Source organism: Flavobacterium enshiense (assembly GCF_040750275.1).
Classification (GTDB): domain Bacteria; phylum Bacteroidota; class Bacteroidia; order Flavobacteriales; family Flavobacteriaceae; genus Flavobacterium; species Flavobacterium enshiense_B.
Genome location: NZ_JBDOCV010000017.1, coordinates 1 through 11,929 on the forward strand (window position 1 = coordinate 1; position 11,929 = coordinate 11,929).

General features: G+C 37.8%; 13 protein-coding genes. 7 read left to right on the plus strand and 6 right to left on the minus strand.

The features are described 5' to 3' along the window. Positions 1–185: 185 nt before the first annotated feature. Complete coding sequence (locus ABGT15_RS13185; RefSeq protein WP_367231921.1) at positions 186–767, minus strand: tRNA-(ms[2]io[6]A)-hydroxylase; 582 nt, start codon at positions 765–767, stop codon at positions 186–188. A gap of 68 nt (positions 768–835) precedes the next feature. Between ABGT15_RS13185 and ABGT15_RS13190 the strand changes: the two genes are divergently transcribed. After that, positions 836–2,074 carry a glycosyltransferase gene (locus ABGT15_RS13190; RefSeq protein WP_367231922.1) on the plus strand — a complete coding sequence of 413 codons (1,239 nt, stop codon included), beginning with the start codon at positions 836–838 and terminating at the stop codon, positions 2,072–2,074. A gap of 3 nt (positions 2,075–2,077) precedes the next feature. Here the strand turns inward: ABGT15_RS13190 and ABGT15_RS13195 are convergent, their stop codons facing one another. Then, positions 2,078–2,521, minus strand: a complete 444-nt coding sequence (locus tag ABGT15_RS13195) for a DUF4268 domain-containing protein (RefSeq protein WP_367231923.1) — start codon at positions 2,519–2,521, stop codon at positions 2,078–2,080. A 77-nt stretch (positions 2,522–2,598) separates the two neighbouring features. Here ABGT15_RS13195 and ABGT15_RS13200 point away from each other — a divergent pair, with 77 nt between their 5' ends. Beyond that, the gene (locus ABGT15_RS13200) at positions 2,599–3,237 is read left to right on the plus strand and encodes an NUDIX hydrolase (RefSeq protein WP_367231924.1); all 639 of its coding nucleotides are present in this window, start codon (positions 2,599–2,601) and stop codon (positions 3,235–3,237) included. A gap of 55 nt (positions 3,238–3,292) precedes the next feature. After that, positions 3,293–4,108 carry a lysophospholipid acyltransferase family protein gene (locus ABGT15_RS13205; RefSeq protein ID WP_367231925.1) on the plus strand — a complete coding sequence of 272 codons (816 nt, stop codon included), beginning with the start codon at positions 3,293–3,295 and terminating at the stop codon, positions 4,106–4,108. A gap of 33 nt (positions 4,109–4,141) precedes the next feature. Here ABGT15_RS13205 and ABGT15_RS13210 read toward each other — a convergent pair whose 3' ends face one another. Next, entirely contained in the window at positions 4,142–4,786 is a 645-nt protein-coding gene (locus tag ABGT15_RS13210; protein ID WP_367231926.1) for a hypothetical protein, read from the minus strand. Between the two features lie 12 nt (positions 4,787–4,798). Continuing rightward, a complete protein-coding gene (locus tag ABGT15_RS13215; RefSeq protein ID WP_237791258.1) occupies positions 4,799–5,293 on the minus strand; it encodes an RNA polymerase sigma factor in 495 nt (164 codons plus the stop codon). Between the two features lie 223 nt (positions 5,294–5,516). Here ABGT15_RS13215 and ABGT15_RS13220 point away from each other — a divergent pair, with 223 nt between their 5' ends. After that, positions 5,517–6,821 (plus strand): NAD(P)/FAD-dependent oxidoreductase, encoded by a 1,305-nt coding sequence (locus ABGT15_RS13220; protein WP_367231927.1) that lies wholly within the window; start codon positions 5,517–5,519, stop codon positions 6,819–6,821. A 282-nt stretch (positions 6,822–7,103) separates the two neighbouring features. Further along, entirely contained in the window at positions 7,104–7,454 is a 351-nt protein-coding gene (locus tag ABGT15_RS13225; protein WP_367231928.1) for a cupin domain-containing protein, read from the plus strand. Positions 7,455–7,543: 89 nt separating this feature from the next. On the opposite strand, the gene ABGT15_RS13230 is transcribed toward ABGT15_RS13225, so the two are convergent. After that, positions 7,544–8,605 carry a DUF3810 domain-containing protein gene (locus ABGT15_RS13230; protein ID WP_367231929.1) on the minus strand — a complete coding sequence of 354 codons (1,062 nt, stop codon included), beginning with the start codon at positions 8,603–8,605 and terminating at the stop codon, positions 7,544–7,546. Between the two features lie 169 nt (positions 8,606–8,774). On the opposite strand from ABGT15_RS13230, the gene ABGT15_RS13235 reads away from it, so the two are divergent. Continuing rightward, complete coding sequence (locus ABGT15_RS13235; RefSeq protein WP_367231930.1) at positions 8,775–9,059, plus strand: (2Fe-2S) ferredoxin domain-containing protein; 285 nt, start codon at positions 8,775–8,777, stop codon at positions 9,057–9,059. A gap of 92 nt (positions 9,060–9,151) precedes the next feature. Further along, the gene (locus tag ABGT15_RS13240) at positions 9,152–10,615 is read left to right on the plus strand and encodes an aminoacyl-histidine dipeptidase (protein WP_367231931.1); all 1,464 of its coding nucleotides are present in this window, start codon (positions 9,152–9,154) and stop codon (positions 10,613–10,615) included. A 79-nt stretch (positions 10,616–10,694) separates the two neighbouring features. On the opposite strand, the gene ABGT15_RS13245 is transcribed toward ABGT15_RS13240, so the two are convergent. Continuing rightward, complete coding sequence (locus ABGT15_RS13245) at positions 10,695–11,882, minus strand: PepSY-associated TM helix domain-containing protein (RefSeq protein WP_367231932.1); 1,188 nt, start codon at positions 11,880–11,882, stop codon at positions 10,695–10,697. Positions 11,883–11,929 lie beyond the last annotated feature (47 nt).

The following is an 11,929-nucleotide window of genomic DNA, read 5'->3' on the forward strand; positions in this document are numbered from 1 at the left end:
TTTTAAGACTAGAGGCCTTCTGAAATCCCAAACGAATTACCAAAATGCCCTAGCCCCGGGTGCAGTGGCACGAAGTAAAACGCAACACGGGAAAACGGTATAGCAATCAAAACCAAGCCTTTACGCTTCCAAAAAGAAAAAAAACCAACTCGTAAAGAATTGGTTTTTAGGTTGTTATTATTTTATTATCCGTGGATGGTTTCTTTTTTTCCGTATTTGGCTATTACCGTAGCTTCGAAATCCAGCCATTCTTTCCAGCGTTTGTCCACGTCTGTTTTACCAGCATATTGTTTGGCGAATTTTAGAAATGTGGTGTAATGTCCGGCTTCACTTACCATTAAATCGTGATAGAATTTGGCTAATTCCGGGTCTTCAATGTTTTGGGATATTACGCGGAAGCGTTCACAACTTCGGGCTTCGATCATGGCAGCGAACAGTAAACGTTCAATCAAAGCATCTTCTCTGCTGCCGTCTTTTCGGCAAAATTTTACCAAATCGTTTACGTAGTCGTCTTTGCGCTCACGTCCTAAGGTTAAGCCGCGTTCTTTAATGATGTCGATTACCATTTTGAAATGTTGCATTTCTTCAATGGCAATATTGGTCATTTCGGCTACTAAATCAGGTTTTTCGGCGTTGTTGATGATGATGTAAATCGCATTGGACGCAGCTTTTTGTTCACACCAGGCATGATCGGTCAGAATTTCTTCGATATTGGATTCCACGATGTTCACCCAACGAGGGTCGGTGGCTAATTTTAAACCTAACATTTTGTAAAAATTTGTACAAAAGTAAGCCCTTTTTTGGATTTATTGGCGGATGCTGCCTATTTTTGAGGATGCAAAATTCAAAACTGTTAATTCTTAGTTCTGTTTGGGTAGAACCGAAATCTTCTGCTGCAGGAGGTAGAATGTTGCAACTTATTAAGTTTTTCCAATCTATTGGTTACTCGATTGTATATGCGAGCACGGCTTCAGAATCGGAATTTGCTTTTGATTTGAATGCATTAGGAATTGAATCGCATGTTGTGCAATTGAATGACAGTTCTTTCGATGGCTTTGTATCTGAAGTACAGCCCAATATTGTTTTGTTTGATCGGTTTATGCTAGAAGAGCAATTTGGCTGGCGAGTGGTTCAAAATTGTCCCGATGCCATCAGAATTTTGGATACGGAAGATTTACATTGCTTGCGTAATGCCCGAAAAGGAGCCTATAAAAAAGGAGTTTTGTTTCAAAATGAAATGCTTTTTACGGATGTAGCCAAACGGGAAATCGCTAGTATTTTTCGCTGTGATCTGACTTTGATGATTTCGGAGTTTGAGATGGCATTGCTGGAAAATCTCTTTAAAGTAGATAGGGGTTTGTTGTATTACCTTCCGATTTTGATTGAGAATGAAACGATTGGTAAATTTGACAGAAGATTGTCGTTTTCTCAACGTAAGGATTTTGTGTTTATTGGAAATTTTCTTCACGAACCGAACTGGAATTGTGTCCAGATTTTAAAAAACGAAATCTGGCCGGAATTGAGAAAATGTCTTCCGGATGCTAACATGTTGATTTATGGTGCGTATCCTTCTCAAAAAATATTGCAGTTGCACAATCCAAAAGAACGGTTTTTTATTAAAGGGCGTGCGGAGAGTGCTGAAGACGTTATTGAAAACGCAAGGGTTTTGTTAGCACCAATTCGTTTCGGAGCTGGAATTAAAGGGAAGTTGTTAGAAGCGATGGTGTATGGAACACCAACTGTAACCACTGCTATAGGAGCGGAAGCCATGTATGGTAATTTGCCTTGGAATGGATTTATTGCTGATGATAATCAAGCGTTCGTTGCATCTGCAGTTGTATTGTATTCGGAAGAAGAAGTTTGGAAGAATGTCCAACAAAACGGTTTTGAAATGGTAAAAGAACGTTTTGCTGAGCATTCGTATTTATATGATTTGCAAACTAAAATTGGCTATTTAAATGCAAATCTGAAAAGTCATCGCCAGCAAAATTTTATTGGTATGCTGTTACAGCATCACACGATGCAAAGTACTCATTATATGTCGAAATGGATTGAGGAAAAGAACAAGAAATAGTTCTTAAGTGTTGATTTCCAAATCACTGATGTAATCCTGATATTCGTAGAAAAAGCGCTCGAAAGCATCCATGTTTTCGTTGAAAAAATCAAAAATTTCATCCCAAGTTGCTCTATTGTACAAACTTATTCCGGTTTTTTCCACCCAGATACGACTGTTGCAATGACCGGTTTCTAGATAGAAGTTGCGTTCGAAAATGGCTTCCGGTATAAACTCATCGAGTAAGATGGTTTTTAAGGATTCGATTTTTTCGAAGTAAATTTTTCTTTTCTCATCATCACGGCATTCGATATCGATTAAAACCTGTGCTTTTTTATTGTCGATATAAAATTTAAAGGAAAAGTCTTTTATTTTGGTGTCATACAAGAGCCATTTTCGTGGATAAGCTTCTGCAAAAGCCGTCCAAAACTCTTTTTTCATTCGCTGTGCTTCTTCTTTGCTGAACATATTCTTTGCGTAAAAGTTTGTTAAAACTTTTTTTAGCGGTAACTTTATAGTTGGTGCCTAAATTTTACAACTAAAAAATGGATTTTCTGGATTTCTTAAAATATTTGCCAAAAATAGAAAAAGAAAAGTTACTTTCTGTAGAAGCGCATATGAAAATGGCGCCTCTGGAACGGATTTCGTCTCTTTCTTCCAAAGATTATCTGGATAAGAACCCCAGAAAAGCGGCTGTCATGATGCTTTTATATCCTAAGGGCAATAAAGTTCACTTAGCTCTGATTGTTAGAAATTCCTATCCTGGAATACATGCCTCACAAATTGCATTTCCAGGTGGAAAAGTAGAGCCATCGGATATCGATTTAAAACACACCGCCTTACGCGAAACCCATGAGGAAATTGGAATTAAACCGGATTTAGTTCAGATTGTGAAACCATTCAGTGAATTGTATATTCCACCCAGCAATTTTTTAGTATCCCCTTTTCTGGGGATTATTAATGAAGAAGTAACCTTTGTACCAAGCCCTTACGAAGTTAAAAGGGTTTTAGAATTACCGCTGGAAGATTTACTTGATGACAGAATAATTACACAAGTGGTGATGTCAACGTCTTATGCCAATAATATAAGTGTGCCGGTTTTTAATGTGGATAAATATGTGGTTTGGGGCGCAACTGCTATGATGATGAGCGAGCTTAAAGAAACCATTAGAAAAGTGCTCTGAATGAATTAAATGATTACATTTGCACCTCTTTTTTAGAACTTAATTAACTAAAATTATGGGATTGTTTAAAAGAAATCCTTTTGGTCATATACTTTTCATAAAAACCTGGCTGATTCGTGTTTTTGGGGCTTTGACACACAGACGTTATAGAGGTTTTAATCAGTTGCATATTGATGGTTCCGAAATTATTCGATCACTTCCCGATAAAAATGTATTGTTCATTTCTAATCATCAAACTTATTTCGCAGACGTTGTTGCCATGTTTCACGTATTTAACGCCAGTTTGAAGGGGCGTGAAGACAACATTCGAAACATAGGTTATTTATGGCGCCCGAAATTGAATATTTACTATGTAGCGGCTAAAGAAACCATGCAAGCCGGATTGCTGCCAAGAATTTTAGCATATGTTGGGGCGATTACCGTAGAAAGGACTTGGCGTTCGGGAGGTAAAGATGTTGCTGAACATGAAAGGAAAGAAGTTAATTTCAACGATACTGAAAATATCAAAATTGCATTGGAAGACGGTTGGGTAATTACCTTCCCACAAGGAACAACACGTTCATTTAAACCGGTTCGAAAAGGAACAGCTCACATCATCAAACAGCACAAGCCAATAGTAGTGCCAATTGTTATTGACGGATTCCGCCGTTCTTTCGATCGAAAAGGACTTCGTTTGAAAAAGAAAGGAATCTTACAATCGTTTATCATCAAAGAACCGTTACAGATTGATTACGATAACGAAACCATCGAAGAAATAGTTGAAAAAATTGAATATGCGATCGAGCAGCATCCTTCTTTTTTAAAAGTAATTCCACAGGATGAAATAGAGGAAATGCAGGAGCTGGATCGTCAGCGTCAATGGAATTATTAAATAAAAGAGGCTTTAAGCCTCTTTTTACTTAATCTAAAAATCTATTTTTTTAAGTTCTTCAAAATTCTTGTGGAGCCTTCTCAATAAATAACCGTAAATCAATCGGTAGAACAACCAGAACAAAGAGAAAAACACCACAAAGAAAATAAAAGTGAATCCGATTAATACAATCCAAAATAACGTGTTGCCATCTCCTCCTGCAGAAGATTTTTCCACTATTTCATTAATGCGGGCATCGTATCGGAAAGTTGCTGTCATGATGATGATGAATGTCAGTCCGATCATTCCTAAGTTGTACCAAATGTAATACTGTACCGTTTTTCGGGTTCTCAGTATATTTTTCATTAGTGATTTTACATTGTCCGTTGTGTTGATGTTTCTGAAATTCCTATAAAATAAGAAGATAAAACATGCGATAACCACATAGTTTACCGCTGTAAAAACATCCATTAAAGTATCAATGTGGTAATCTTTCAGGGTTTTAAAATAATTTTCATCGGCGGTCAGTATGCTTATAGTTGTCCACAGAATAATTTCCAGCACACTAATGATAAAAATCCATTTTACTATAGAAGACGACTTCTTATGCAGCATCGCATAAATTTCCTGTTCCGAAACTTTCGGAAACTGACTGTCGTTTTTCTTCCAGTCTTTTTTTAATAAATCTAACTCGTCCATATTTCCTGCTCCTTACGGATTTACTATTTTCTTTAATTTTCCTTTAATTCGGTTCATTTTTACTCTGGCATTTACCTCGCTGATACCCAATGTTTCGGCTATTTCCGTATAATCTTTGTCTTCCAGATACATGAAAACCAACGCTTTCTCAATGTCATTTAACTGATGTACGGCCTTGTATAAGAGCTTGATCTGTTCTTCTTCTTCGTAATTGTATTCGTCATGGCTGAACTTGTGAATTTTGCTGTCAAACTCAATCGTACTCACCGATTTCGTTTTCTTCCGATACAGTGTAATAGCGGTATTCAACGCGACACGATACGCCCAAGTAGTGAACTTCGCTTCCCCGCGAAACTGCGGAAATGCTTTCCAAAGCTGAATGGTAATTTCCTGAAACAAGTCCTTATGCGCATCTTCATCAGACGTGTACAACCGACAAATCTTGTGGATAATGTTCTGATGCTCCTGCAATTGCGAAACAAAGGACTGCTCTAAACTCGAATTCATAAACGATTAGTGTTAAAATTTTATCGTATGTTACAAATTTGGAGTTTTTTATTTAAGAGAGCAATACTTTTGCGCGTTTTTTCTGCCATATTCCCGCTGTACGCTTTACAAGGTGCCGCTTCCATCGGGGCTATGTACAAACGGTAGTACATTTTTTAAACTTTCCTCGCTTCCCTCAAAGAAACTTTGTAACTTTATAGAAATCAATTTTGCAACCCAAAAAATGAATATTCCCCGCTCCAGTTTTCCGCGCATCGTTATTATTGGCGGTGGTTTTGCCGGAATCAGTTTAGCCAAAAAACTTAAGAATAAAAATGTACAGGTCGTTTTACTCGACAAGCACAATTACCATACGTTTCAACCTTTACTGTATCAGGTAGCCACAGGAGGTTTGGAAGCCGGCTCCATTGCCTATCCCATCCGAAAAGTGGTGCAGGAATATCAGGATTTTTATTTCCGCTTGGCCAACGTAAAAAGTATCGACACTGAAAATCAAAAAGTCTTGGCCGATATTGGCGATTTGCATTACGATTATTTGGTCATTGCGACGGGTTCCAAAACCAACTATTTCGGCAATAAAGACATTGAAAGTTACAGTATGGCGATGAAAACGATTCCGCAATCGCTTAACATCCGCAGTTTGATTTTGGAAAACTTTGAACAGGCTACGTTAACCAACGATATTGCGGAACGCAACGCCTTAATGAATTTCGTCATCGTAGGAGGAGGCCCAACCGGAGTAGAATTAGCCGGTGCTTTAGCGGAAATGAAAAAGGCCATACTTCCAAAAGATTATCCAGATCTGGACATTCGAAAAATGGGAATTCATTTGGTACAAGGGAGCGATAGGTTGTTGGATGCGATGACTGAAAAATCCTCGGAAAGCGCCGAAAAATTTCTTCACAGCTTAGGGGTAAGTATTTGGAAAAATGTACGCGTAACCAATTATGACGGACGCACCGTTACAACCGGTTCGGATTTGACTTTTGATACCGCAACGGTTATTTGGGCGGCCGGTGTAAAAGGGGCAGCGATAAACGGATTGCAGGCAGAGGCTTTAATTCCACGTGCCGACCGTTACAAAGTCAATGAATACAATCAGGTTTTGGGCTATGATACTATTTTTGCGGTAGGGGACATTGCATCCATGCAATCCGAGAAATATCCGTTCGGACATCCGATGATGGCACAACCGGCGATTCAGCAAGGCGATTTATTAGCAGAAAACCTTATCAAAAAGATAAAGAATAAACCGATGAAAGCCTATGAATACAACGACAAAGGCTCCATGGCCACCATAGGACGTAACAAGGCGGTTGTCGATTTGCCCAAAATGCATTTTCACGGGGTCTTTGCCTGGTTCGTTTGGATGTTTGTGCATCTGTTTTCCCTAATCGGTTTCAAAAATAAAGCGGTAGTATTGATGAATTGGGTGTATAATTACATCAAATTTGACAGGGAAGGCCGTTTAATCATCCGTCCGTATAAAAAGAAAAATATTCAGAGTTTTACTAGTGATGAAATTTGAGTTACAGTGTTGATTATTAAGTTTTTAAATATGTTTTTGCTCTAGATGATTCTGTTTTTTTTTGTAACTTTGAAGTTGCTTAAGAACTTAAAAAGCTAAGTTAATATTTACTTTAAATGCTCCTTATTTTCCTCAAATTAAACCAAATGTTGCGTAATGAGAGTTTGGACTGAACAAATTTAAAAGGCTGAAAATCATTAGTTTTACAAAAGAAAAGGGAAGATGAAAACCAAATGGAGTAAGTGAAATTTAAATTTAAGCATGATGAAAAAATCAATTCTGATGCTGCTGTCATTGGTAGTATTGATGACAGTTGCAAGCGTGCAGTTTGTATATGCACAAGACAAAAAGGAGCCATGGCCTGGGGTAACCATGAAAGTTTTAACGGACAATGACAAAGTTACTGTATCGGAAGTGACTTTTGCTCCCGGAGCAGTGGCCGACTGGCATGCACATCCACAGTATTCTGTTTATGCTGTAACTGATGTAAAAATGAAAGCAGAAGTTAAAGGTAAAGATGCAACTATTGTTGAATTAAAAGCAGGTCAAGTTGGTTGGTCAGAGGCTGTAACGCACAAAACAACAAACGTAGGCACAAAACCATTTACCGTAATTGTAACTGAAATTAAGTAAAAGTAAAAATTGCTTATCAAATTAAACTCCTAAAAAGATTGTTCTCCTTGGGAGTTTTTAATTTAATATCGGTAAACGTTCATAATTTGTTACAATTTTCTTTTTTCATAGTAATTCACCATTAGCCCCACAAATTTACTATAGCTTTCCAAACCGTCTTTCTGTTGGTTGATTTTTAGGAATTTGTCGTAAAACTGATGGAAAATAACATCGATAAAGGTTTGATGACTGTCCCAAAAATCCTGTGTTTCCTGAAAATCTTTTAAAATGCCGGGATGAATATCGGGTAATAATTCTTTAGTTGCACCTTCTTCAAAATTCTCAAGATTGCCCAAGCAATAGCGTAACGCATACGAATAGCCACAATATTTAAAATACAAATCATCGTTGTGTGTGGTCGCTAAAAAACCAACAAAATTCGCTTCACTTTCAGAACCGATTCCTATTTGATGCGACATTTCATGAGCCGTCGTAACCACGAAATTGTGTACTGGCACCATGTCGTTCACTTGTGCTTCATTGGTAAACGGGTTCAGATAGCCGCCAAATCCCATGTAGGTTAACGGTAAACTCAGTAAGGATGGTTTTACGGAATGGTCTTCATATTTTAAATAAGGAAACGTAGCCGTTAAATTATCATAACCTTTTTGGGATTTTTGGAAAATTTCCTCCTGTGAATATGGGATATTTACTTTAATGGAATCATTTTCTACTAATTGCGAATGAATGGCGTTCGTTTTTACAATTAATTGCTTAGTAAATGCCAGTAAATCTTCTTGGGAATATTCTCTTTCGATTTTAAGTTTCTGATACATCGGTACTCTTAAATAATTCAGCGCCCAAAGTGCATTGAACAAGAAATAAAATACCGAAACAAATCCCGCTAACGATAAAAAATTTGATTTCCACTCTGTTTTCCAGGTTTTACGTTTTTTCCAGAACCAGCGAAGTAAAAAGAAAATCGCTATTCCGTAAATAACATCACCCACCGAAAACGTAATATTTCCCAACGTAATTCTCGAAATTTTTGCTAAAAAAGGATAGAAGCCGGTGCTGTAAATCTGTTCCACCGTTTCCGGAAACAACGAAAGGATTCGCAAACCTATGAGTTGCACAACAAGAAACAATGGTAAAATCAGTTTTCGGTTCATTCGTTAAATTTTGCTAAAGATAGAAATGAAAGTCGAAAGTCAAAAGTAGGTTTTAATAGTATTTAATCATGGTTTTTAATCTTTCAATTTTTAAATCATTTAATCTTTCAATCATTAAAACACTTGTCGTAAATTTGTAAGACAGAAGAACCACTTAAAAACCAGTGCAATGAAGAAGTTGGAAATGCGAAAAAAAGTCATCCTGTTTTGCGACGGGAGCAAATGCGGTAAAGACAACAAGCACAACCGTAAAATCTTTCGCGGCCTGATCAAACAAACTGAAATGAAGGGCGAAGTGGAAATGATTAAAACGCATTGTACGGATAATTGCAAGTGTGCTCCAGTTGTTGGTTTTCAGCCTGATAATGTTTGGTACGGCGAAGTATCCGAAAAAAAAATACCACAGCTTTTCGAAGAACATGTGGCCCATGCCAAGCTTTTGAATCACGAATAATTTCTTATGATTTATCCGTATCATCGTTACAAAACTTCGTAACTTTGACCCACTTTGAATTATTTAATCTATAAATACTAAACAAACTATAAATGAGCCAGGAAGTAAGAAATCTTGAGCCGAAAGCGCTTTGGAATAAATTTGCCGACCTGAATGCCGTTCCGCGTCCTTCTAAAAAAGAGGAACGTGTGATTGCTTTTATGATGGAATTCGGTCAGAAATTAGGATTGGAAACAATCAAGGATGAAGTTGGAAACGTAATCATCAAAAAACCGGCTTCGGCAGGAATGGAAAACCGTAAAACCATTGTTATGCAATCGCATTTGGATATGGTGCACCAAAAAAACAACGATACCATTTTTGATTTCGATACTCAGGGAATCGAGATGTATGTAGATGGAGATTGGGTTCGTGCAAAAGGAACAACTCTAGGTGCTGATAACGGTTTGGGAGTGGCTACCATCATGGCGATTTTAGAAAGCAAAGACATCAAACATCCAGCGATTGAAGCATTATTCACTATTGATGAAGAAACCGGTATGACTGGTGCGATGGGCTTAAAAGGTGGTTTGTTAGACGGTGAAATTCTTTTGAATTTAGATACGGAAGAAGACGATGAAATCGATATCGGTTGTGCCGGTGGAGTAGACGTTACGGCAGTTCGTAATTATACAGAAGAAGAAACTCCGGAAGGTTCAGTGGGTTATACCATTACCGTAAAAGGTTTGAACGGTGGTCACTCCGGAATGGACATCGATAAAGGTTTAGGAAACGCGAATAAAATTATGAATCGTTTATTATTCGACGGATTTGAAAACTTCGGTTTACAGATTGCGGAAATTAACGGCGGAAGTTTGCGTAATGCGATCCCGCGTGAAAGCGTTGCGAAAGTGATTATTGCTGAAATGTACGATGAGGCTTTCGTATTCGACATGCAGGAAGTAATCAACGATATCAAATTCGAATACAAAACGACCGAGCAAAACCTGACCATCGAAATCGTAAAATCCGAGTTGCCTTCTAAGGTAATGGATTTAGGCGTTCAGGAAGGTTTGCTTCGTGCGATTTATGCCGCGCATAACGGTGTTTTCAGAATGAGTGCCGATATGGAAAATCTGGTGGAAACGTCAAACAACATTGCTCGTGTAATCGTGAAAGACGGTGAAATCTCCATTCAGAATTTAACGCGTTCTTCGGTAGAATCATCTAAATTTGATTTGGCAAATGCTTTACGTTCTGCTTTCGAATTGTTCGGATGTGAAGTAACGTTTGCTGGTTCGTATCCAGGTTGGACGCCGAATGTAAGTTCCCCGATTTTGGACGTATTGACTTCAATCTACGAAAAACAAAACGGATCAAAACCACATGTTGTAGCTTGTCACGCCGGATTAGAATGTGGTATCCTGGGAACAAATTATCCGGATATGGATATGATTTCCTTCGGACCAACCATTAAAGGGGCGCACAGCCCAGATGAAAGAGCATCCATTTCTTCGGCTCAGAAATATTGGAAATTCGTGATGGAGATTTTGGAAAACATTCCGATGAAAAACTAGTATTTGATTACAGTATATAGTAAAAAGGCTTTTCAATTCGAGAAGCCTTTTTTATTTATGAAAGCTGCTTGAAATATAATTAAGCTTCCTTTTTCTTCTTTTTATTTCGTCCCCACCAAACCAAGAAACCTGTTATTGGAAGTGAAGCGCAAACCAAACTTAAAATAAACGCTAGAATTTTTCCGGGTAGTCCTAAAATAGCACCAATATGGGTGTCATAATTAGCAGCAATCGCTTTTTCGCCCAGGTTTTTGTCTTTATGATCGTGAACATGTAAAAGTTCTCCCGAGTTTTCATCAAAAATTAAGTTGTGGTTGATGTGATAGGAATGCGATAATTGCTGAACAAATACCGAGTAATTCGGATGTTCATGGTCGTCAATGTGTGGGTGACCGAAATCTAAGGAATAAGCATGAGCATCGGGATAAAGTTCCTCCACCTTTTTTCCGATTTTGTCGAGTGTGGTTTCTGTTCTCTGTTCGATTGGCGCTTTGGTGGTAATATGATCGAAATTCGGATACGTCGCGTCACCTCCGGAAAAGACTATATAAATCATCGCCTGAATGAAAAAGAACGAATAATATAAACCGGTAATTGCCACAATCAGCGCTAAAAAAGAAGCATAAAACCCAAGTATGTTGTGCAAGTCATAATTTTTACGTTTCCAGTTTTTTACATTTTTCCAATTGAACCAAAAGCGTTGTTTTCGGGCCGCTTTGTTTTTCGGCCACCATAGAATGATTCCCGAAATCAGCATGAAAATAAAAATCAGGGTTGGGATGCCGCAAACATAAGCACCCCATTCAGTTCGTAGCAAAAAACTATAGTGAATGGATTTGACAATGTTGAAAAAATCACGTGTCTCATCATAAACAGCTAAAACTTTTCCTGTAAACGGATTCACATACACTGATTTGTAAACGACATATTCTTCAAAAAAATTCCAGCCTTTCGGATTGTGTTCGTAATAATAAAACACATAGCTTCGGCTTTTATCAACAGCAACATTAACCCAATGGATCGGGTATTTTTCTTTCGTATGCTCGTTTACTTTTTGCTCCAGTATTTTAAGCGGTAAAACTTTTTTTTGTGCGATGTCTTTTTCGTGATGATAGATAGCGTCTTCTCTAAGGTAATTTGTAATTTCAGCCTGAAAAGCATAAAGGGCACCCGTTATCGAAATGATAAATACCAACAGTCCGACCGTCAGACCAAGCCATAAATGCAGTTTTCCTATGTTGTGTTTAAAACCTTTTTTTTTGCTCATGAGTAAGGAGTGATTGTAAATTGTAAAACTCCCCGTCGAAACAGGGA

What these genes read in the sequence shown, in the direction of transcription:
- ABGT15_RS13200 (WP_367231924.1), top strand. Translation starts at nt 2,599, where the DNA reads ATGGATTTTCTGGATTTCTTAAAATATTTGCCAAAAATAGAAAAAGAA.
- ABGT15_RS13220 (WP_367231927.1), top strand. Translation starts at nt 5,517, where the DNA reads ATGAATATTCCCCGCTCCAGTTTTCCGCGCATCGTTATTATTGGCGGT.
- ABGT15_RS13210 (WP_367231926.1), bottom strand. Translation starts at nt 4,786, where the DNA reads ATGGACGAGTTAGATTTATTAAAAAAAGACTGGAAGAAAAACGACAGT.
- ABGT15_RS13230 (WP_367231929.1), bottom strand. Translation starts at nt 8,605, where the DNA reads ATGAACCGAAAACTGATTTTACCATTGTTTCTTGTTGTGCAACTCATA.
- ABGT15_RS13235 (WP_367231930.1), top strand. Translation starts at nt 8,775, where the DNA reads ATGAAGAAGTTGGAAATGCGAAAAAAAGTCATCCTGTTTTGCGACGGG.
- ABGT15_RS13195 (WP_367231923.1), bottom strand. Translation starts at nt 2,521, where the DNA reads ATGTTCAGCAAAGAAGAAGCACAGCGAATGAAAAAAGAGTTTTGGACG.
- ABGT15_RS13205 (WP_367231925.1), top strand. Translation starts at nt 3,293, where the DNA reads ATGGGATTGTTTAAAAGAAATCCTTTTGGTCATATACTTTTCATAAAA.
- ABGT15_RS13215 (WP_237791258.1), bottom strand. Translation starts at nt 5,293, where the DNA reads ATGAATTCGAGTTTAGAGCAGTCCTTTGTTTCGCAATTGCAGGAGCAT.
- ABGT15_RS13190 (WP_367231922.1), top strand. Translation starts at nt 836, where the DNA reads ATGCAAAATTCAAAACTGTTAATTCTTAGTTCTGTTTGGGTAGAACCG.
- ABGT15_RS13225 (WP_367231928.1), top strand. Translation starts at nt 7,104, where the DNA reads ATGCTGCTGTCATTGGTAGTATTGATGACAGTTGCAAGCGTGCAGTTT.
- ABGT15_RS13240 (WP_367231931.1), top strand. Translation starts at nt 9,152, where the DNA reads ATGAGCCAGGAAGTAAGAAATCTTGAGCCGAAAGCGCTTTGGAATAAA.
- ABGT15_RS13185 (WP_367231921.1), bottom strand. Translation starts at nt 767, where the DNA reads ATGTTAGGTTTAAAATTAGCCACCGACCCTCGTTGGGTGAACATCGTG.
- ABGT15_RS13245 (WP_367231932.1), bottom strand. Translation starts at nt 11,882, where the DNA reads ATGAGCAAAAAAAAAGGTTTTAAACACAACATAGGAAAACTGCATTTA.